At 42.7% G+C, this 22529-nt stretch carries 16 protein-coding genes; 7 read left to right on the top strand and 9 right to left on the bottom strand.

Annotated elements, in window-relative coordinates; all coding sequences use genetic code 11:
- Nucleotides 1-4 precede the first annotated feature (4 nt).
- The 4 genes from SD449_RS09620 to SD449_RS09605 form a co-directional block, all read right to left on the bottom strand.
- Nucleotides 5-2857 carry a TonB-dependent receptor gene (locus tag SD449_RS09620; protein WP_318310274.1) on the bottom strand — a complete coding sequence of 951 codons (2853 nt, stop codon included), beginning with the start codon at nt 2855-2857 and terminating at the stop codon, nt 5-7.
- Between the two features lie 158 nt (nt 2858-3015).
- The gene (lysS, locus tag SD449_RS09615) at nt 3016-4707 is read right to left on the bottom strand and encodes a lysine--tRNA ligase (protein ID WP_318310272.1); all 1692 of its coding nucleotides are present in this window, start codon (nt 4705-4707) and stop codon (nt 3016-3018) included.
- Nucleotides 4708-4772: 65 nt separating this feature from the next.
- The gene (locus SD449_RS09610) at nt 4773-5315 is read right to left on the bottom strand and encodes a thioredoxin family protein (protein ID WP_318310271.1); all 543 of its coding nucleotides are present in this window, start codon (nt 5313-5315) and stop codon (nt 4773-4775) included.
- A 100-nt stretch (nt 5316-5415) separates the two neighbouring features.
- The gene (locus tag SD449_RS09605) at nt 5416-6456 is read right to left on the bottom strand and encodes a response regulator transcription factor (RefSeq protein WP_318310270.1); all 1041 of its coding nucleotides are present in this window, start codon (nt 6454-6456) and stop codon (nt 5416-5418) included.
- 91 nt (nt 6457-6547) lie between these two features.
- Here SD449_RS09605 and SD449_RS09600 point away from each other — a divergent pair, with 91 nt between their 5' ends.
- The 3 genes from SD449_RS09600 to lipB are packed head-to-tail and all read left to right on the top strand — an operon-like array spanning nt 6548 to nt 8197.
- A complete protein-coding gene (locus tag SD449_RS09600) occupies nt 6548-6703 on the top strand; it encodes a YqaE/Pmp3 family membrane protein (protein ID WP_207035507.1) in 156 nt (51 codons plus the stop codon).
- Nucleotides 6704-6710: 7 nt separating this feature from the next.
- Entirely contained in the window at nt 6711-7448 is a 738-nt protein-coding gene (locus tag SD449_RS09595; protein WP_225605318.1) for a hypothetical protein, read from the top strand.
- A 32-nt stretch (nt 7449-7480) separates the two neighbouring features.
- A complete protein-coding gene (gene lipB / locus SD449_RS09590; protein WP_318310269.1) occupies nt 7481-8197 on the top strand; it encodes a lipoyl(octanoyl) transferase LipB in 717 nt (238 codons plus the stop codon).
- An 82-nt stretch (nt 8198-8279) separates the two neighbouring features.
- Here lipB and SD449_RS09585 read toward each other — a convergent pair whose 3' ends face one another.
- From SD449_RS09585 to SD449_RS09570, 4 genes are all read right to left on the bottom strand, one after another.
- Entirely contained in the window at nt 8280-8972 is a 693-nt protein-coding gene (locus SD449_RS09585) for a TapB family protein (RefSeq protein ID WP_318310268.1), read from the bottom strand.
- Between the two features lie 12 nt (nt 8973-8984).
- Entirely contained in the window at nt 8985-10301 is a 1317-nt protein-coding gene (locus SD449_RS09580) for an OmpA family protein (protein WP_318310266.1), read from the bottom strand.
- Between the two features lie 121 nt (nt 10302-10422).
- On the bottom strand, nt 10423-12876 hold the full coding sequence (locus SD449_RS09575; RefSeq protein ID WP_318310264.1) for a ribonuclease HII: 2454 nt from the start codon (nt 12874-12876) through the stop codon (nt 10423-10425).
- A gap of 29 nt (nt 12877-12905) precedes the next feature.
- Nucleotides 12906-13502 (bottom strand): ribonuclease HII, encoded by a 597-nt coding sequence (locus SD449_RS09570; RefSeq protein ID WP_318310262.1) that lies wholly within the window; start codon nt 13500-13502, stop codon nt 12906-12908.
- 233 nt (nt 13503-13735) lie between these two features.
- Here SD449_RS09570 and SD449_RS09565 point away from each other — a divergent pair, with 233 nt between their 5' ends.
- The 3 genes from SD449_RS09565 to SD449_RS09555 are packed head-to-tail and all read left to right on the top strand — an operon-like array spanning nt 13736 to nt 19096.
- Nucleotides 13736-16780 carry a SusC/RagA family TonB-linked outer membrane protein gene (locus SD449_RS09565; protein ID WP_318310260.1) on the top strand — a complete coding sequence of 1015 codons (3045 nt, stop codon included), beginning with the start codon at nt 13736-13738 and terminating at the stop codon, nt 16778-16780.
- Nucleotides 16781-16794: 14 nt separating this feature from the next.
- Nucleotides 16795-18258, top strand: coding sequence for a RagB/SusD family nutrient uptake outer membrane protein (locus SD449_RS09560; RefSeq protein ID WP_318310259.1), 1464 nt, complete (start codon nt 16795-16797; stop codon nt 18256-18258).
- Between the two features lie 19 nt (nt 18259-18277).
- A complete protein-coding gene (locus SD449_RS09555) occupies nt 18278-19096 on the top strand; it encodes a hypothetical protein (protein ID WP_318310258.1) in 819 nt (272 codons plus the stop codon).
- Nucleotides 19097-19314: 218 nt separating this feature from the next.
- Here SD449_RS09555 and SD449_RS09550 read toward each other — a convergent pair whose 3' ends face one another.
- Nucleotides 19315-20001 carry a hypothetical protein gene (locus SD449_RS09550; RefSeq protein WP_318310256.1) on the bottom strand — a complete coding sequence of 229 codons (687 nt, stop codon included), beginning with the start codon at nt 19999-20001 and terminating at the stop codon, nt 19315-19317.
- Between the two features lie 228 nt (nt 20002-20229).
- Between SD449_RS09550 and SD449_RS09545 the strand changes: the two genes are divergently transcribed.
- Nucleotides 20230-22278 carry a putative porin gene (locus tag SD449_RS09545; protein ID WP_318310255.1) on the top strand — a complete coding sequence of 683 codons (2049 nt, stop codon included), beginning with the start codon at nt 20230-20232 and terminating at the stop codon, nt 22276-22278.
- The last annotated feature ends 251 nt before the right edge of the window (nt 22279-22529 follow it).

The raw sequence follows: 22529 nt of genomic DNA, 5'->3' as shown, positions 1-22529 counted from the left end.
AGTGTTATTTGATTTTGAACGTCAATCTACCAAAAACATACCTACCGTTTTGTCCAAACTGCACAGATCTTCTCGAATAGATAAACCTTCCATCCGATCTAAAAGCAGGGTCGTTCTTGTCCGGATAAACATCCAAAAGGTTGTTTGCACCGATGGTAAGTATCGCGCTCTTCGTGAAGCTATAGCCTATGGTAAGGTCGGTCACTATTTTTGCACCGAATGTATAGTCGATTGTTGGGTCAACTTCGTTGGTAGCTTCCCGAACCTCTCCAAAATAAGCGTTCCTTAAAAAGAAACTCCAATTGTCCCCAACTTTTAGGTTGTGAGATAAGTTACCCTTTGTGGTGGGCACGGCAGATTCCAAAAAAATTCGGCTGGTTGGATCGAAATAGGTGTCGCTCAGCCCTGCATCGGCGATTGCTTCGGGAACTTTTACTTTTTCTACGGTTGTTTCGGATAACGTCATGGCCAAGGTATTGGTCAGGGAAACATTGTCCGAGATGTTAGCTTTATGGTCCACTACAAAATCCAAACCTTTGGTCTGGGTATCCACAGAGTTGGCAAAGAAGGCAGCTTGGGTGGCATTGGCCTGTTGGAAAAGATTGGCCAACTCGGCATTTCCGTTATCATCGAACTGACCTGTGAGGATTACACGGTCATCTATGTTGATGAGAAATCCGTCCAGGGTAAACTTTAGGTTGGCAATGGGCACCCTTGCGGTGAATCCAGCGGTGGCACCTACCGAAGTTTCCTCTTTTAAAGGTTCTATGCCCAACAGTCGGGCAACCCTCGAGGTGTTCGGGAAAATACCGACTTCGTTCGGTACTCCATCCACAAATAGGGTAGAGGTGGAGCTATAATGAATCTGATGCAATGATGGAGCTCTAAAGCCCGTTTGTCCGCCACCTCTAAAATTGAAGTTTTCTGAAATTTTCAAGCGTGTAGCGACCTTAAAGTTCAAGGTACCCCCAAAATCGGAGAAATTTTCATAACGGACTGCTCCGCTCAAAAGAATGGACTCGGTGAAATCGGCTTCCACATCAAAATAACCGGCAATGGTATTTCTGAAAGCGTTCACTTCATTATCTGGTTTAAACCCTGGAAATACTTGGATGCCTCCAGGTCGGGTACTTCCAAAAAAGTCTGTTGGAACTACCGATTCCGGGTCTGTGGGATCATGAGGGTTGCCCAATGTGTTGTATTGAGTGTACGAGGCTTCCTCTCCTGCCACGATTGCATAGTTTTCCACACGGTACTCGGCGCCAAAGGCAATGTTCAATCCTGCCATGGTATCTTCATAAAAGCGGCTCATATCAAAATTCGTTGTGTTTTCACTATAGTTGAACCCACCCGAATTGGCTTGAAAAGGAGTGGCATTTCCCATTGAAGCATTGTTGGAGTTGGTCACATGGTACATAAACTCGTTTTTTCCGTAGGAATTGCTAAAGTCCACATTCCAATCCCCGATCATTCCCTTGATGCCAAAAGCGGCAGACTTGTCCACAATGTTGGAATTGATTTCCGGCAAAAAGCCGTTGGGATAAGCAGGGGTGTAGGTGCGCGACTGGTTTGGCAAACGGTAAAAACCACCGGCATTACCATTTTTGAAGCTCAATCCACCAAATCCATAAATCTCCAAGTTTTCATCCAACGGAATGGATAGATTGGCAAAGAACTGTGCTCCCCTAAGTTTGGATTGGCCAACTCGCATGTTGAAATCGCTCCGTTGTAGACCTCTTGCTGCAAGTTCTTCCTCGGTTACATCGGCACTTAGGATGTTTTGAAGCTCCTCCTTGGTTTCATCTCCGTTCAGAGCAATCCCAGCAGCTGATGCATACTGAAATATATCTGTCAAATCATCATCTAGTAGTAAGGATGTATCATAGTTGTTTGCCGCTGCAACTCTTTCAATCGAATTGTAGCTATTAAAAATAGAACCTTCCCATTCCTGCATACGATTGGTCCATCCGCGGTGGTTAAAATTCCCCGTAAAGTTGATGAACCCACCATTTTTTCCAATAGGCAAACCGTAATTAAGTCCAAGACTTACTTGTTCGCCATCGATTTTCTTTTGGGGACTATGCTCGCTGGTAAAATGGGCTCCGGTGTTCACATCTACCTGCAATTCGTTCACGGTATTCTTCAAAACAATATTGATGACCCCTGCAATGGCATCTGAACCGTACTGCGCGGCAGCACCGTCACGTAGAATTTCTATTCTGGAAATGGAATTGGATGGAATCGTGGTCATGTCCGTTCCAACACTTCCCCGACCAAATGTTCCGTTTACGTTGACCAATCCTGTTTTGTGCCTTCTTTTTCCGTTGATGAGAACCAATACTTGGTCAGGCCCGAGTCCGCGCAAAGCAGCGGGGGCAATATGGTCCGTACCGTCAGAAATGGTCTGTGGATTGGAAGTGAATGACGGTGCCGCGTAGTTCAGGATTTCGGTGACCGTGACCTGAGGGGCGGATTGTACCAGTTCTGTTACATCCAGCACATCGACGGGCACTGGCGAGTCGGTAGAGGTTCGGTTGGCGTTTCTGGATCCAACTACTACAACATTTTCCAGTTCGAGTCCGGCTTGTAGTGTAACGTCCAATGTGTTGCCGGTTACGGTCGCTTCCTGTGTGTTGAATCCGACGTAGGAAAATACCAAGATGTCTCCGGTGCTAGCTTCAATTGAATAGTTGCCATCAAAGTCGGTGATGGCTCCCGTGGTTGTTCCTTTAACTTGGACCGAAGCTCCCGGTAAGGGTACGTTTTGGTCGTCATAGACCGTTCCTGTTACCTCTTGTGCCATTCCGGTAAACGATACCAACAGCACGAAAAGGAATGCTAATTTCATTCTTTTCATATAAGTAGATTTTAGTAAGATTAGTGGGGTAAGCTGCTGGAAATCTTCCTCCGTTAGGGAAGAAAATCGGGGGTAAGATAGAAATTTTTTTAAAAACGAAACCCCTGAACCTATTTTGAGGCCCAGGGGTTTGTATTTAATGAGGATAAGATTTTATGCTATCCTGTATATTTTACCAAAAGATCACTTTCTGTTTTCTCTATTTTGATAAGTCCGTGTTTGGAGAGGCTCTTGGTGCTCTTGTCCCATTTTTTACCGCTCAACCCAGCTTTATCCTTAAGGTCGGCCAAGGACATTTCTCCTTGAGGCTTAAGAATGTCCACGATGGTTTTCTCCTCTTCGGTCAACTCTACTTTTTTCTTCTCTGGACGCATTTGAGGGAAGAACAATACTTCTTGAATGGAAGAATTGTTTGTCATCAACATCACCAAACGATCGATTCCAATTCCGATTCCCGAGGTTGGGGGCATACCGTATTCGAGGGCACGCAAGAAATCTTGGTCGATGAACATCGCTTCGTCATCCCCTTTTTCTGACAGTTTCAGCTGGTCTTCAAAACGCTCGCGCTGATCAATGGGGTCGTTGAGCTCGGAATAGGCATTCGCTAATTCCTTACCATTTACCATCAATTCAAAACGTTCTGTAAGCCTTGGGTTGGTTCGGTGCTCTTTGGTCAACGGGCTCATTTCCTTTGGATAATCGATGATGAAGGTGGGTTGAATGTAGTGGTGCTCACATTTTTCACCAAAAATCTCATCTATCAATTTACCGATGCCCATGGTATCATCAACTTCAATACCCAATTTTTTGGCCACTTCGCGAAGCTCATCTTCCTCCATTTCGGAAACATCATATCCGGTATGGATCTTTATAGCTTCCAAAATAGGGACCCTTGGGTAAGGCGCCTTGAATTCAATTTCGTGATTTCCAACTTTTACTTTGGAACTTCCCGTTGCGTCTACTGCCACTTTTTCCAAAAGTTCTTCGGTGGTATCCATCATCCAGTTGTAATCCTTATAAGCTACGTAGAGTTCCATTACGGTAAACTCTGGATTGTGGGTACGGTCCATTCCCTCGTTACGGAAGTCCTTGGCAAATTCGTAAACGCCATCAAATCCGCCGACAATTAATCTTTTTAGGTACAGTTCGTTGGCGATTCGCAGATACAAGGGCACATTAAGTGCATTGTGGTGCGTTAAGAACGGTCGTGCGGCCGCTCCACCTGGAATCGGCTGTAAAATCGGTGTTTCTACTTCCAAGTATCCTTTTTGGTTGTAGAATTCCCGTATACTGGTGGTAATCTTTGTTCTTTTGATGAAGGTGTCCTTAACGTGCGGGTTCACTACCAAATCCACATAACGTTGACGGTAGCGAAGTTCCGGGTCATTGAAAGCATCGTATACTTTTCCCTCGTCGTTTACCTTTGGTAGGGGCAATGGCCTTAGACTTTTGCTCAAAAGTGAAAAGTTTTTTACCATCACGGTTTTCTCACCGACTTGTGTTTTGAACAGCTCTCCTTCAATACCGATAATGTCCCCGATGTCCAACAATTTTTTGTACACATCATTGTACAAGGTTTTATCATCATCCGGACAAATTTCATCACGGTTAAAGTAAACTTGGATACGGCCCTCGCTGTCTTGAAGTTCGGCAAAGGAAGCCTTTCCTTGAATTCTGCGCGACATCAATCTACCGGAAATAACCACTTTCTTTCCTTCTTCAAAATCATTCTTGATGCTCTTGGAAGTGGCATCAACAGGATACAATGCTGCGGGATACGGGTTGATGCCCAATTCCCTGAGTTTGGTCAATTTTTCCCTTCGAACGATCTCTTGTTCCGATAGTTGCATAGTCTGTAAAAATTTAAAGCGCAAAATTACACTTTTGCGCTTTTAAATCCTTGCGTTGGCCCAACTTAATATGCATAATTGGGTACGTAGTCCTTTTGAAAAATGATTTGGGCCATGTCTTCCTCCAAAGTTTCCAACGGACTTTCCACGATTCGGTTGACTTCCTTGCCATCCTTAAAAAAGATGATGGTGGGTACTTTAATAATGTTCAATCCTTTCTCTTCACCAGTGGGACTGGTTTTATAATGTTCCTTGCGATAGTCCAGTGCTATGATTTCCAATTGTTCCATGGGAAAATCCGCCACTTCCAATATTTTAATGAATTTTGGGCTTTCCCGTTTACTGTCCCCGCACCAAGTGCCCAAAAATAGCTTGATGTTGTACCCAGCCAGTTTTTCCTTAAAAAGTGCAACTATGGTTTCGTCAGGGTTATAGCTCTCGTATCTGTTTTGAAACCAGTTGCCGTAAGGTTGGGATTGTAAGCCTTCAATATTGATTTGCCCCACTAAAAACTGTAGGCTGTTTTCTGTTTTGATTTCCTTGTTGAATTCCTGTGCCGTAGCTCCGAAAGTGCAAAGCAAAAGGAGTATTGCCAAAAGTTGTTTCATGATTTACTGTGATTTATGGTTTGATGGCCAAATTCACCAAAATCTGTGATGGACGTAGGTTGTGAACGTTGGATATTGGTACTAGACCGGGGGTTGAATTTTATTTTTTGAAGCGGAGTGCCATCTCTTCGCGGGAAGTGATGCCCAACTTTTTGTACAAATTGTTGATGTGTGTTTTTATCGTGCTTACACTTACAAAAAGTTCTGAGGCAATTTCCTTATTGGTCTTGTTTTCCAAAATCAGGTTGACGATTTTTTGCTCTTGCGGGGTAAGTTTTTCAAGTAATTCAGAAGAACTCTTTTTCTTTTTTCTAATCAAGAACAACACATTTCCCAATATGGAAACTGCCAAAAGTGCGATGATGGTCCGGTTCCATTTGCTGGATTTTGGACGACTGAAACTTGCCAATTCCTTATCAGTAGCTATTTCGGCTTGGTACTGCTGCGTAAACTCGGCTTTGGGATAGGTTTTTGATAATCTTTCCGATAGACCCTCGTAATAATCGTTGGTAGTAAGGTCTTCGAGATAAAACTTAAAGGTTTCGTTCCTTTTGTCGGATAAAAAATCGTAGATGTAAAGTTCGGCCAAGGGTTCGCCAGTCTCTTTTCCAAAACTGTGCAAGGTTTTGAACCACTTGTCCAGGTTCAATTTTTTGTTGGCTTCGCTGGGATAGTCTGCAAAATCGTAGGCCATATGCTCTTTTAGCCCTGCAACCTCCAAAAGTAGGCCCGATTTTGGGTTAGTGGACGTTATGGTGCAAAGTGATTGGTCCTCGAACGAGGTCGGGAACTCCAAGGTGTCGGTATTGTTGGCTATAAATAGGACACTTTTGCTATTGTTGCATCGACCCAAAAAATGATTGTTGCCCGTATTGTCCGAACAGCCATCCAAATGGATGCGATAGATGCGGTTTTGGTCATCGAGGTTGTTGCCCTCAAAGGAAAAATGACCCAAGGAGTCCACCTCAGATTTTTGTACAATTTGGTCCAAGTATACTCGCCCAGATTTTCGGTAATCCTCGACCAATGACAGGTAAATTGAATTACCATTGTTCTCTGCGGAAACTTGGCCCGAAAAATGGTATTGCCCCAAAAGGACATGTGCTTGTGCCAGAAATAAGAAAAGGACGAAAAACCGCATTTTTTACCCGATTTTGGCTAAAAATAGTGCTTTTCTGTAACAAAAACAGTGTTTGGTCTACCTATAAGTATCATCAATCAAAATCAAAAAAATGAGTATCTGGAGAGTTTTGTTGGCTATTTTTTTCCCTCCCTTGTCGGTCATCGGAAAAGGTTGTGGGTCTTTTCTTATTGTATTACTTTTAACCCTGTGTGGTTGGGTTCCCGGAGTAATCGGGGCCTTGGTCATACTAAACAACACTAACTAAATATTTTATGAAAAAAGTCCAAATCTTGCTATTGGCAATGTTGATTGCCCTTGCCAGTGCATGTAATTTTACCGAAGAAATACACATTAATGAAGATGGTTCTGGGAAACTGTCCATAAATTTTGATGGTTCCGAGATGATGGAAATGGCCGGGGAAGAAATGGCCAAAACAAATGAGAAACCAATAGATTCCATAATTTCCTTCAAGGATTTTTTGGAAGAGAAGAAGGATAGCATTGCCCAATTGCCTATTGAAGAACAAGAAAAGTTGAAAAAACTGGAACCGTTCAATATGCGCATGGTGATGAATCCTGAAAAAAAGGAGATGATGTTCGATTTGTACAGCGAGTTTAAAAATGTAAGTGAGGTAAACGATGCCTTTGGAGCTTTTCAAGATGCAAGTTCCATTGGAGGCAAATCCAATCCTCAGCAAGGCCCGATGAAGCCCGCCGAGCAACCAACCGAAGTAGATTACTCGTTCAACAAGAACAAGTTTTCCAGAAAGGCCAAAATTGTGGATCAAGAGTTGTTCCAACAGCAATTGGATAGCCTACAGGGAGCGGAGATGTTCCTTTCGGGGTCTACGTACACCTTAAAATATCACTTCCCTAAAAAGATAAAATCGACCACTGCGGAAGACGCAACCTTTAGTCAGGATGGAAAAACCTTGATCTATGAGGTCAACTTCATGGAGTTGATGAAGAATCCATCGGTCTTGGATTTGGAAGTGGAACTGGAGAAATAGTTTTCCATTCCCATGCTTCGTATCTTTGTGGCATGAACAAGAAAGTTACTTTACAAGATCTAGGATTAAAAGATTATAAGGACACTTGGGATTACCAAGAGCTTCTGTTTAAGAACATTGTGGACACCAAGGTTCGCAACCGACGTGAGGATGCGGGCCTTGAGACCCCCAACCATTTTTTGTTCGTGGAGCATCCGCATGTGTATACCTTGGGAAAGAGCGGCGACATCAACAATTTGTTGGTGGACGAAAACAAACTTGCTGAAAAGGGAGCCACTTTCTATAAAATCAACCGTGGGGGAGACATTACTTACCACGGGCCTGGACAAGTGGTGGGATACCCAATTTTGGATCTGGACAACTTCTTTACCGATATCCATAAATACCTACGCTTTTTGGAGGAAATGGTGATTTTGACCTTGGCCGACTATGGCCTCAAGGGGCAACGTTCCGAAGGGGAGACAGGGGTTTGGCTGGATGTCGGTACTCCCTTTGCCCGAAAAATATGTGCCATGGGTGTACGTGCCAGTCGTTGGGTAACCATGCATGGGTTTGCTCTTAATGTGAACACTGATCTTGGCTATTTTGATATGATGATTCCGTGTGGCATCAAGGACAAGGCGGTTACCTCCTTAAATGTAGAACTGGGCCAGAGGGTAGTGGATATGGAGGAGGTGAAACAAAAACTGCTCCAACATTTTAGCACACTTTTTGAGGCTGAGTTGGTCAAGGAAGGGGCAGGGGTCTAACTTTGAGGACATATTTTAGAATTAGATAACAAGAAACCGAGGCCCGTACCTCGGTTTCTTGTATTTACAAAGTAAATCCCTATTATTTGCTGTATTCGGTGAGCAATGAACTGCCGATCAGTTTTCCTTTGGTATTGTAGGATTCCTGTTTTACCATCCCCACACCTTCGGCCAACCATACCCGGTTGGGAAAAGTTTTGTTTCCCATCATCATTTTTGTTCTTGTTTCGCTATAGATCACGAAACAGTTAAACGTGCCGGCAGGTGTGGTCACACTCTCCTGTTTTTCCACTTTACGGTTAAGTGTTTCTACGGTCATGTTCATGTTTATGGCGCCGCCCATCTTCATTTTAAGTTCCATATTGGCATCTGGCAGTTGTTGACCTACGGATAGATTATTGGGCAGATCCACATCGGTCCCGGAAATATCCATCTCCACATCCCCCATCTGGCTCAGCATCTGATCGTTCATCAAGGATTTAAAATCAATTTTGACCACGTTGCCATCACAATCAATTTCGTAATCCGAGGTATAGGTGTTTCCTTTTTTGTCTACCATTTCCATCATCATGGTGGCACTTACATTGTCACCGCTGCTTTCCACATTGGTAATCTTGTAGTTGATTTGTCCATCGTCTTTTCCTTTCTTATCATAATTAGTGTACTGGAGGCTGGCTCCTTCGACCAAAGGATAATATGTGCTGCAAGTAGATTGTGCCTGTAAATTGGAAGCTGCGAATACGGCAAGTAGCAGGAATGTGAAATATCGTTTCATGTTGTGCAAGGTTTATTTTTTAATGAATTCAACTCTTCTGTTCTGGGCCTTTCCTTGGTCGGAATTGTTATCTGCCACGGGTTCGGTCTCTCCTTTGCCTTCCGAACTCAAACGGTCGGCGGAAATTCCATACACGGATACCAATGCTTTTTTAACGGCTTCCGCACGATTTTTGGAAAGCATCATGTTGCTTTCATCCGTACCATCGGAATCCGTGTGCCCAACTATGTTCAGTTTTATGGAGTTGTCCTGGTTCAATACCTGGGATATTTGCCGGATGATTCCCATGGATTGTGGTAAAATGTCCGCTGATCCCGAATTGAAAAGAATGCCGTTGGTGGAAATTTTGCCTTCGGACATTAGTTTTCTTCTAAGGTCCACACCACCTTCGGAGATTTTAAGGTTGCTGATCAATACTTGCTCCTGTTTCTTTTGCTTGTCGATGCCGTTCACATAGAATTTTACATAATTGATCATTTCCGGTTTTACGATAAATTGGGGCAGGTCCACAATTTTTGCTTCATTGAGCCATAGCCTATACCGGTTTTTGTTGACCGCGATTGATACATGGACAATATCCTGATAAACTTCGCGGAGATCTTGTTGCAGGGTATTGGCAATGGGGGCTGGGTCCCCTGCAAATTCGTTCTCGACCCTGACCCCAATGGCTATGTATTGGCAGAAATTGAGTTTGGCCACCACGTTGTTTTCCTTTGTGGTGAGGCCAGGTGTTTCCGAAAGGTAAATGCCCAGAATAGCACCGGAGCCTGTGTTCCTTGTTAAATTGGTGGCTTTCAAATCAAACTCCATGGTAAAATCTTCGGGAAGTGTACTCCCCAAATTGGGAATGGTGATACTTTTGTTGGCGATGGAGTACCATTTACCAGGTTGGGTGCCCATGGTCACTATTTCTCCGGAACCGTTGGTGTTCCATTTGGAAGGGAAATCACCCATAAAATCACTGTTGAAATCATCGTAAAAAATAGGTTTGTCCCCCGGTACAAAATCAAATTTGCTATATACTTCTATGGTTTTAGGTCCTGTAGTGATGGCTCCGGACGGTGTGCCGGTTTCTTGATTGCCGGGATTACCGGGCGTGTTGCCGGAAGGGTTGTCAGGAGAATTTTTTCCGCCAGAACCGGGCTCCAAAATGCTGTCGAGTGCCTGATCGGTTTTTTTGGTCGTTTCTTTTTCCACCCTTCTTTCAACCGTCCTTTCGGCGGCCTTTTCGGCTTTTTTTGCCAGTTTCTTGAAAAATTGTGCTTGCGCCGCTGTCCCTACCAATAGGGCAAAGGACAAACAGTAGAATAGTTTGTTCGAGGTTTTCATTAAATAGTGTTTTAGTTTGTTGATAAAGCAATTCTGAACAAACTACTAAAATGAAAGCTCCCCAAGGTTCGAAAATGTATGTATCGTAGTAACTACTGTATAGGTCGCAAAAGAAATGAAACTAATTTAGTTTGTACACAATCAGAGAGTTGTCTTGGTCCTTGGCCACCAATTCCAGTTTTTTGTCGTTGTCCATATCAGCAAGGTCTATCAATGAACTACCGAATACTGGGAAATTGGGAATAGGTTCGGTCTGGCTATCGTACAAATATATTTTCTGGTTCTGGATGTCGGTTACGCTAACGTATATTTTATCGTAGATATAGAATATTTTTGGTTTGGTGTACACGCCAAGTTCGAGTTCAACTTTTCTACCTTTTATGCTCAGGATATTGTCGTCCATGAAAACCAAGGTGTTGCTCGTAGCATAAAAACCATGGTCCGGATTTAAGTTAAAATTGGTGGCGGTCAATTTGCCGTTTGTGTCAATTTGATGCAGCACACCGGTTTTGTTGGTCATCGAGAACTTGTTCTTGTACAGGAATACCTCGTTGTTGGAAAAATCGATTTTCTCCTCGACCTTGATTCGGTCGCTACCAACCCTGTGCAATATCCTTAACGTATTGTTGTCCTGTTTAAAAACCAAATAATCTTTGTTGCCCACCCTAAAGTGCTTGGGTGCCCCCAGAATATTGCTTGGGGCCTTCTTAAAGGTAAAGCCATTGACAATCTTTGCCTGGTTGTTATACATATATACGTTAGGGCCCTGCGTGACAACAAATCGATAGTTCCGGCTACCATCATAATCAAAAACGGCCAATGGATTTAGATTGCCTCCTTCAAAATCTATTTGGAACGGAGGAACTTCGTCTCCATTGCGGTCCAGTATCAAAAATTGATTGTTGGTGCAAAAGGCCAGTTGGAGTTTCCCGTTCTTATAAATATCAACCTGTTGAATATTACCCTGTATCCTTCCAGTCAATTCTTTGGTCCAAAGTACTTTTCCGTCGTTGGAGATCAGGTAAAGAACATTGTTCTGGTCCTGTACCACGATTTCCTGCTGCTTGGTCCTATGGTTTTTGACGAATTGTGGGTCTGTGGCCAAATCCGTGTTCAGTTCCAGGGTAAATAGGGGAGACACTGCATTTTTCTCCTGGTTCTTCTCTATTTTTGATGCAAGAATATTGAAATGCCCGAAACCATTGTCCATCACCAGTTGCGACGCGAAGACCTGATCATCAATATCATTTCTCTTAATGTCCTCGGCGAGGTCTGGGTCCAGTTCGTTTTCAGCAAAAAAATCAATACCTGAGGCCTTGGATACCAAAAGCATGCTCGATTCGCTTGCAAGTGATGCCTTTGCCGTTATGTAACCTTGGTCCTTATCAAAAGTAGAAGAGCTCTTGTGGCTACTGATTAAAGTTTGCAAAGCCTCCTTGCCTTCGGAAAAAATAAAACTGTTCTCCAAAATGGTGCAGAAGTTGGACTTGAAATTTTGGACCAATGGCGTAAACCCATTTTCAACAAGGTTGTTTTCTTGGAGTTCGATGATTTCACTGCCCTGATATTCTTGCGAAGCGGTTTTGCGACTGTCCAGATATTCGTAAAGGCCCTCCGTTCCAAATGATTTTAGGAGTACCAGTTTTTCGTTGTTCAAATAAATGATGCCTACTTCCTCTATCGTATTAAAAAGGGAGTCGGTTGCTTTTACCCTGTCCAAATAGCTATTCTGGTTTTTTGCGAAAACTTGGTAATCATCAAAAGTGTAAGAAATCAATGCTTGTGCGTTCATCGGGGCATATGCCGGGGTTTTGTTCACAAGGGGAGATGTTCCTTTGAACAAACTCACAAAGTTTTTGGTGGAATCTGGGGCCATCGCTACCCCATTGAGGTTTACTTCATCCGAATTGGCTGTAAAATCCAAGGATATCCACGAAGAAAATGGCTGGGTTTTATTGGTTTTTTCATGTAGTCCCAATAAAGAAATGTTCCCACTCGGATTTATAAAAAAGGTGGCCGACTTGCCAGCGGAACTGGCCCCGTAGAGTTTTTTCAATGTTGGATCTACAACGGTGGCGTTCTTTGCCCGAACAATGTTCTCCAATAACATCATGGAGGAACTTAAAAGTATATTGTTGTCTTTTTGAAGACTGAAAACCTCAAGTCCGTCCAAGGTGTATTTGGTGATGCTGGCCTGTTCATAGGTGAGAGTCTCCACCGATTTGTTGGCCACACTATCCACATTGAAAAGATTTGCCTCTTTTTTTGCAATCCAAACATAGTCATAGTTGTTCTTGCCCACTTCGTAAAGTGAAAGAACACTTGTGTTGTTGGTGGATAAGAATTCCAGACCCTTTATTTTATCTGAAATGGTTTTAAGATTGGAAAAACCACCTACATTTTTAAGGAGTGCATTGTTTTTGAGCTCACTTTTAAAATTGGTCAAGTTGGTGATTTTGATGACGAGCGCCGGACTGGGGGGAAGATGCTCCAAAAGGGAATCTTTGGTCTGGACCTCTTTTGTACAGGATGCAATTAATATGGGAAGCAAGCAAAAGAATAACTTTGATCTCATTGTTGTGGTTTGACACAAAGTTAGGATTTTTAAATATCCAGAGTCAACTGATCTGGGAGTTGTCTAAAGCTTTTCCGATGATATTTGGTGAGCCCATACTTTCTAATGGCCTCCCTGTGCTCTTTAGTGGGGTATCCCTTGTTTTTTTTCCAGTTGTACATGGGGAATTCTTCATGGATTTTGGCCATATATTCGTCCCGGTAAGTTTTGGCCAAAACCGAAGCTGCCGCAATGCTCATATATTTTCCATCTCCTTTTATGATGCATTCATGTTTTATATTAGGGTAGGGTTTAAACCTATTTCCATCTACAATGATAAAGTCGGGGGAGGGACTCAGTTTTTCTATGGCACGGTGCATGGCCAAAAAAGAGGCATTCAATATATTGATTTCGTCAATTTCATCCTGAAATACGTGGCAAACAGAAAAGGAAACAGCCTCTTTTTCCAAAAAAGGCTTCAAAAAAGATCTTTTGGTCTCAGAAAGTTGTTTGGAGTCGTTTAGCATGTCATGATTGAAGTTTTTGGGCAAGGTGATAGCCGCTGCGGTTACCGGACCTGCCAAACATCCTCTTCCTGCCTCGTCGGTTCCAGCTTCCAGATGTGTGCGATAACAAGATTTTAACATGGTTTCTTAAAATTTAACAGGTAGCCGTTTTAAAAAAATAGAATTCTCAATAAAAAGTTAAAAAAATTCCTACAATCCAAACAAACAGGTGGTTAGCATGAGGGTATTATGTTAAAATTATGAAAAATACCTGGTGGTTTGGGGTTGTTTGATATACTGCAAAGTTGTTAATTTTTTTGAATATTAACTTTTTATATTGATTTTTGAGCGGACTAATTCAAAAAATGAAATAAATGAGAGCTAAGTTAGCATGGATGCTAACACCATTCTTGGTGTTATGCATGTCTTTCTCTTTTGGACAAGAGAAAACAGTTTCAGGTAACGTGACGGACCAAAATGGTTTGCCGCTTCCTGGTGTTTCCATAGTCGTTGTAGGAACGACCAATGGTACACAAACAGATTTTGATGGAAACTATTCCATTTCAGCTTCCGTAGGGCAGGTATTGCGTTTCAGTTATATCGGTCAAGCAACTGTTGAAAGGACGATAGGTTCGTCTTCGACCGTCAATGTGCAGATGGAGGAAGATGCACAGGCCTTGGAAGAGGTAGTGGTAACGGGTTATGGTTCTCGATCTAGGGAACTTTCCACATCTGCCATATCAACAGTATCCACTGAGAAGATTGAAGCCTTCGTGCCCTCGACCAGTGTTGATAACATTCTTCAGGGTCAGGCAGCGGGTGTTCAAGTTACGGCAGCGAACGGACGGCCAGGCCAGACCGCGTTCGTAACCATCAGGGGTGTTGGTTCCATCAACGCAAGTACCACTCCACTTTATGTAGTGGACGGGGTTCCTGTAAACTCTGATTTTATCAACAATTTAAACCCGAACGACATCGAGACTTTTTCCATCCTTAAGGATGCTGCCACAGTATCCAAGTATGGTTCCCGTGGTGCCAACGGTGTTATTTTGATCACCACCAAACAAGGTAAAAGTGGTGATGCCAGAATTACTTTTCGCTCATCATATGGTTTTGGTGAAAGAATCCCTGATCCATTTGATTTGATGGACACCGCTCAAAAGTTGGAGCTTGAAAGACAGTTTGCCGAGCTTGGTGTCAATGCGGCCCAATCTTTGCCGGGAGCAACTGCGGATGCCGCCGAGAGAGCGAGATTGATTGATCTGGATACCGATTGGGAGGAAGAATTGTTGAGAAAATCCCAGATCCAATCCAATTCATTGTCCATCTCCGGTGGTGATGAAAAGTTGACCTATTTCCTTTCCTTGGGATATGACAGGAACACGGGCATCATCGATCGTATCGATGGGTTCGAAAGGATCACATCCCGTCTGAACACTACATACCAGGCCAAGGAATGGTTGAATATTGGAACCAGCATCTCTTTGTCGAGGAGTACGACCGACCTCCCGAGGGACAGGAACAATGTTCAAAACCCGTTCCGTGCAATGTACGACTACAACCCATGGGACCCATTGTATTTGAGAAATGCTGATGGAAGTATACAGCGGGACGATCAAGGGGATCCAATATTCAATCCAACAACATCAGGTTTCCCTATTGCAAGGGCGTTAATCACGGAACCGGAGGACAATAGAAACTTCCTTATCGTAGGTAGCCTATTTGCCGATATCAAATTCTCCGATAAGTTCTCCAACAGGTTTTCTGTAGGTGCCACAAATAACAGGTTTAACAGAACAAATAGATCTCTTGCGGGAGGTGTATTGAACACTATAGTCGGTGATGCCAATTTCCCGGGAACACAGACGGATAATTTTTCCAACACATTGCAGTACAATGTGAACAACCTGTTCTCCTACAATGATACCTTTGGGGATTACCATAACGTCTCCGCTAGTTTCCTTTTGGAGTACAACGAGAATATTTACACAGACCTTTTTGCCAGTGCAAGAGGATTTCCATCACCTGAAATCCCATATCAGGATGTAGCTGCGGAAGCTACAGGTTCAGGGTCGGAAGAAGCCAGAAGAATCCTATTTTCCCAAGGGCTTTTTGTGGACTACGATTATGACAGCAAATATATCCTTTCCGGATCGGTAAGGAGGGATGGATCTTCAAGATTTGGTCCCGATAACAAGTACGGTTATTTCTACAGCGGGAGTGCCGCTTGGAACATCGCCAAGGAATCGTTCTTGGAGGGCTCGTTTGTAAATGACCTTAAGCTTAGGGCCTCTTACGGTACCTCTGGAAACCAGAACATCGGGGACTTTAACTATTTGAACCTGTTGCAGTTCAATACCTATAACGGCAACACTACCGCTATCCCGATCGGAGTCGGGAACCCTAATATCCAATGGGAGTCACAGGCCATCTTGGATATCGGTGTTGAATTTGGTCTGTTCAATAATAGGGTCAACGGTGTAGTCGATTATTTCAAGAAGAACTCAAGGGATCTGTTGTTGAACCAGCCATTGTCACAAACAATCGGTGATGAGGACAACTCTATTGTTGCCAATATTGGTGAGGTTGAGAACAGCGGTATCGAGGTTTCATTGAACGCCGATGTTGTTCGCGCCCAAGACTTTGTTTGGAGAGTCGGAGGTAACATATCGTTCCTCGATAACAAGGTGGTAAGCCTGGTTAATGGTGATGACATCATCAATGGAACGTTTGGTTATAACATCTTAAGAGAAGGAGAGGAAATTAACTCTTTCTACACGGTTAAATATGCAGGGGTCAATCCGGCGAACGGTGAGCCTTTGTACTATGATCTGGATGGGAACGTAACCAATCAATACAGCGCCAGTTTTAATACGATTTTGGAAGGCAAATCCCCCTATGCCAATGTTGAGGGCGGATTCTTTACCTCTATCCGTTGGGGTGGATTTGGAGTGCGGGCCGATTTTGTCGGTAAAGCAGGAAACTACATTATGAACTTCCAGAGGCAGGCCGGTATTTCCATCGGAAATATCGATAGCAACCAAAGGGTAGAGGCATTCAATTACTGGAAACAGCCTGGAGATACCAATGTGCTGCCAAGTCCATTGTTCCAGGGTACTGCCGATCAGGACAGTGACAGATGGTTGGAGAAAGGAGATTACATCCGTTTGAGGACGTTGACTGTGGATTACAACTTGCCTGGAAAATTCTTGGATAGAACAGGTATCGATAGAGTACGCGTTTTTGCAACAGGTCAGAACCTTTTCACTATCACCGAATACAATGGTGATCCAGAGATCGGTATTGGTTCTGATGAAAGTTCTGCGGCAGGTAGTGCTGGGTTCATTCCGGGAGCATTCTCCCTGTTCAGCTACCCACAGACCAGGTCTTATACCTTTGGAGTAGAAATAGGATTTTAATAAAAGAAATTGACATGAAAAATAAATTGTATATATATTGTTTAGCATCCTTGTTCGCCACTTCAATGTTGGTTTCATGCGATGACGAACTTAATGGTCTTCAGCCATTTACTGAAGGGAATCCAGAAACGTTTTTTAACAGTGTGTCCAGTTTTCAAAATGGCGTGGACGGTATCTATAGCCAATTTTGGAATTACTACTCTTCACCGGGGTCAGGGTTACAGGGTATTCCGGATATTCTTTCAGATAACGTAGTTTTGGTGCAAACGGGACGTAGGTCCAACGAGGTCTATTACGATTATCGGTACAATCCAAACACTGGAGGGGCAATACCCCTTTACTGGAGCGAGGCTTACGAGGCGGTAAACGCCGCAAACTTGGTAATAGGGCAAATAGACAACTTGGTAGATGGTCCTGAAAAGAACAATATCTTGGGCCAAGCATTGGCCGCCCGTGCCATTGCGCACTTTGATCTTGCCAGGATCTATGCCATGATACCGACCCAGAGTGCCGATGCGGCCAACTCGCCTGGTATTGTTTATTTAAAGGTAGAAGATGGTGATACAGGGGATCCTTTTGCTCAGCCTTCCAGGGAAACTGTTGCAAGCAATTATAGTGAGATAATTGGAGATTTGGAGCAGGCTGCCCAATTGATCGGAACTTCCAATGGTGAGGGAAGATTGAACAGAAATGCGGTATATGCCATGTTGTCCAGGGTGTATCTCTATAATGGGGATTACCAGTTGGCCATCAATGCGGCAAACCAGGTTACTGCCGATATCGTTGATGCCAACGTGGAGGGGGCCCTATTGGATGTGTACGAGGACACTACCAATGAAGGTGTTATCATTGAGTGGTCTGTAAATACTTCATCAGAATCCGGCTTTAATAACGTAGGGGTGCTTTACAGTCAGACCACCCCTCCAAATACAGTGTTGGAGTATGCCGTTGAATATGAGTTCTTCACTAGCTTAGATCCCAACGATTTAAGGAGGGAAGTTATTCAATATGATGCCACAAACCAGGGCAACAACTATAACGCGATAAGAAAGTTCCTGGGTGAAACAGGCCAGGTGAATGGACGTGTGGACGTTAAGGTTCTTAGGGCCGCTGAAGTTTTGTTGAACAAGGCGGAGGCACAATTTGAGTTGAATCAGCCTGGGAATGCTTTGACGACCTTGAATATGTTGCGTGATGCGCGTTACACTTCCTACACGGGTGGAGAAAGTGGTCAGGCATTGGAAGATGCGATCCAATATGAAAGAAGGGTTGAACTTTGTTTTGAGGGACATAGGTTCTTTGACCTAAAACGTAGGGGGGAAGCTGTCCAACGTTCAAATAATGGGGACTTGGCCGATGGTTCGGGGACTCCTCCGGAGATATTGACGTTGCCAGCGGGAGACTACAGGTTCCAGTTGCCTATTCCAATCGATGAGATCAACGCCAACCCGAACATGGCACAGAATCCAAACTATTAATTTGTAACGACTTGAAAAGATGAAAAATATAATTAAGAAATTTGGAATTTTATTCGCGGGAGTATTTTTGGTTTTTACCTCATGCGAAAAGAACGAAGTGCCCGTTATAGATTATGGGGAAGGCTTTGTACAGTTGAATTCAACTACAGGCTCTATCCCTGAGAATAGCGAAGACCCGATTGTTACAACAGTTTTATTAGGTAATGATGGTACGAATCCAAACGGTGTTACCGTTAATTTCACTGTTACATCATCTGATGATTCTCGATTCACTGTAACCCCTTCAAATGGGACAATTGAGATTCCTGCTGGGGAATTTTCTGCTGACATAGTTATTCAACCAGTTGATAATTTAGATGCTGATGGAGATGTGGAGGTAACCCTCGAATTGGATGCTGGCTCTGATTTGCCAATTGGAATTGCCGGTGAAGGTTTGGTTGCGACTTCAAGAAGTATAACCATTACGGATAATGATTGTCCAACTGTATTTTCATCTGCCTACTCAGTAAGTGTGTTCGCTTTTGATGAAGAAGCTCCTTCTTTCAATGTGGATTTAATCCCTGTGGATGGTACGGATAATCAGTTTACTATCGAATCCTCATGGGGTCCTAATTTTGTTGCTTGGGCAACAGGAGATAGCAGTTATGAAGGACAATTCCCATATTCAGGTACAATAACCGTTAATGAAGATTTTAGCGTGGACTTTGCAGGGGATGCCTCATGGGCAACTGGAGGTACAGGTACCTATACCGCTTGTGGAGACAGATTTGAAATTACGTTGACTCAAGCGTTGTTTAGTGGAGGATTTACTGTTGATATTGTAATGGTGGGACAATAATTCTTATCATTCATTCTTATAAACCATAAAAATGGTCTGGGTTTAAACCCAGACCATTTTTTTTGTGGTTTTATCAAGTTTGATTTTGAAAGGGCTTGAATGTGTTGCTCATACTTTTGAATGCCCAACGAGGATGTTGTTGCTAACTCTAAAAAGGTTAGGTAGGTAATAAAAAAAGCCCCAATGTTGGGGCCTTTTTTGTTTGTGAAGGGTTTTTCTTATTGAGAATCTATTTGTTCATTAAAATAATGCACCACTTGAATCGCATCTTCTTCTTTATTCAATCTTAGATTATTGTCTTTGATAAAGTCTTTAATTTTTTCCTTTCCCAACATATCGTAAAAAAACTTTTTTCTCAAGTAAATTTTTTCCGCTGGTTCATCTCCTTTTTGAATATAATAAGAGCTGATGTCAATAAACCTTGGAGGAACTGTCCTGTCGTAGTTGGTTGCTCCTGTTTTTCCCCTTCGAAGGGTTTTTTCCGGTTTATAAAGCAATTTTACCTCGCCTTCGTTCAACGGTGTAAAATATCCAATCCTAGTAGTTTCCTCGTTGGATTCGTCCACATAAGGGAACAGTTTGTATAATTTGTTGTCGATTTTTGCTGAAATATAATTGCGTTTCAGAACTGCAGAGTATTCGTTTTTACCTTTTTGTAGTTCTAGTTCGCTATTGGCGGCGTTATATCGCAGATTACCGGCAGTTTTAACTTCGCCGTTAACAAGAATCTGCCCGTACTTGAAATTGTCATCAAAATATGGAGACCCTTCTGCTTTGAGCGTCTTGGAATCCACTGATGTAGTCTGGAAGGACACAACAGCACCTTCATCTGGATTTGTGAAATTAACTTGAGCCACTCCTGCGCTTACGGTTAGGAAGGTTAAAATATTTAGCTTATAGTTCATTTACAATGTGATTTTCAAATAGTTTTTGTTTGATTAAATGACTTTGATTAACACTGCAATAAGCAACATTTAATTGAGGTTGATTGTTATAATCTTCTTAATGTTATCATAAATTTATGACAGTTCTATTGTCTATTTTTGGTAAGTTTTGCTTCGCTTCCTGATCTATTAACTTTTCACATTTCTTTAGAAACAAAACTTTTACCTTTGCCAAACCAATATCATGGAATGAGATTAACACTATTGACCCTACTTTTATTTATTGGCCATTCATTAATGGCACAGCAAGACTCCGTGCCACCATCAAAAAAAGTAGACTCTGTAATGCTCAAAACCAAGGACTCCCTTCCTATAAAATCCAAGGATTCCGTTGCTAAGGATCCAATCAACATCAAATCCAGACCTAAAGGGTCTGGAAAGGCGGCAAAAGCCAAAACGGATACGATCAGTATTCGGGATTACAAAATTATTTCCTACTCAAGGGATACCACTTTTGTGGATACCACCCTTACCATAAAAAAAGAGTACAAATACAATTATCTAAGGCAAGATGATTTTGAACTGATGCCCTTTGCAAATATGGGTCAACCCTATAATGAACTGGGCAAAAGTTTTGTGAGCACGCCCTATTACCCCCGCATGGGCGCCACGGCAAAGCATCCGGGCTATTTCGAAAAAGAAGACGTCAACTACTATAATGTCCCGACTCCCATGACGGAGCTCATGTTTAAAACAACCATGGAGCAGGGGCAGTATCTGGACGCACTGCTTACCTTTAACCTGTCCAGAAGATTCAATGCATCCGTAGCCTACAACGGTTTTAGGTCCTTGGGAAAATATCGTTATGAAGAAGCTCAGGATGGAAAGTTCCGGGCAACGTTCAACTATTTGACCGAAAGCGGCAGGTATGCTATAAGGGGGCATATAGCGGCACAGGAAATGAAGAGCGAGGAAAGCGGAGGATTACAGGATAGAAGTCAGTTCGAAGATGATTTGCCCGATTTTCAGGACAGGGCAAAAATTGATTTGTTGTACGAGAATGCCAACAACCGGATTTTGGGAAAACGCTATTACTTGGACCATCATTACAAGCTGGTAAACCATAAAAGGGATTCCATTGATAGCAATCCCACAACATTGACCATTGGACACGAGTTTAGCTACGAGACCAAAATTTATGATTTTGAACAAAGGGCTCAGAACGATGCGTTTGGTCAGGATCCATTTTTGGTTCCAATAGAGGATAGGGCTAGATTAAAGACGATGTACAATAAAGGAACCATTGAGTTTTCAAACCGTACCCTGGGTAGATTGTCCGGTAATGTAGGACTATACAATTACAATTATTTTTTCAATAGCATATTGATTTCCGAAGAACAAACCATACAAAATAAATTGGAGGGAGAGGAAATATCCATTGGGGGAGAATATAGTAACCGTTTTGGCCCTTTGTTTTTAAAGGGGAATGTAAACTATACGGTCTCCGGAGCATTGACGGGCAATAATTTTGATGCCATGGCCAAGTATGCCCTCAATGAGAACAATGCCATAACAGGGGCGGTTCACATATCCGCTCGAATGCCGGATTTCAACTATTTGCTCTATCAAAGTGATTATCGCAATTTTAACTGGCAAAACGATGGGACTTTTGAAGAAGTACAGTCCCAAAGCCTCAGTTTTGGCCTCGACTCCAAGAATTGGGGTGTGTTGGAAGCCAATTTCAGTGCCATTGATAACTACACTTACTTTGCCTCGACCGCAACCGAAGAAGAAATAGGATTGGGTCAGGAAACTGCTTTTGTAAAGCCTTTTCAAGAATCGGGAACCATCAATCACTTCAAAATAAAGTATGAAAAAGAATTGAGTTGGAGAAAATGGTCCCTGATGAACACCGTAATGTACCAAGAAGTCACTCAGGACAATCAAGTGCTCAATCTACCACAAGTGGTCACAAGGAACAGTCTCTACTTTTCAAGCGATGTGTTCAAGAAAGCAATGTTCATTCAAACGGGGGTCACCTTTAAGTACTTTACCTCCTATAATATGAATGCATACAATCCATTATTGGGAGAGTTCTACATTCAGAACAATGAAGAGTTGGGAGGGTATCCTTTATTGGATGTATTTATAAATGCCAAAGTGAGACAAACAAGGATTTATTTAAAGGCAGAACATTTAAATTCTATTTTTTCCGAACCCAATTATTACTCCGCACCCAATTATCCATATCGTGATTTTGTGATTCGATTTGGGTTGGTTTGGAATTTCTTCTCATAAAAAATGTTAAGAAGGAAAAAAGGAAAACCTGAAAAACAAGCACTTATAATTTAATTGATTTTTTTTCAAAAAAAATATTGAAAAACATTTTGTGGAGACAAAATAAGGTGCGTATATTTGCACCCGCTTAGCTGATAAGGCAGGGCGCTTCGGGAGTCCCGAAAGGGGTTTTCCGGGGGGATTGAAAAGAAGTTCATATACATATTGTAACGACAGCGTAAAGAGAATTATAAGAACCATTTTGATGCGAG

The organism is Flagellimonas crocea, assembly GCF_033441595.1.
Classification (GTDB): domain Bacteria; phylum Bacteroidota; class Bacteroidia; order Flavobacteriales; family Flavobacteriaceae; genus Flagellimonas; species Flagellimonas crocea.
The sequence above is the reverse complement of the archived record's forward strand: the minus strand, read 5'-3'. Positions and strand labels throughout refer to the sequence as shown.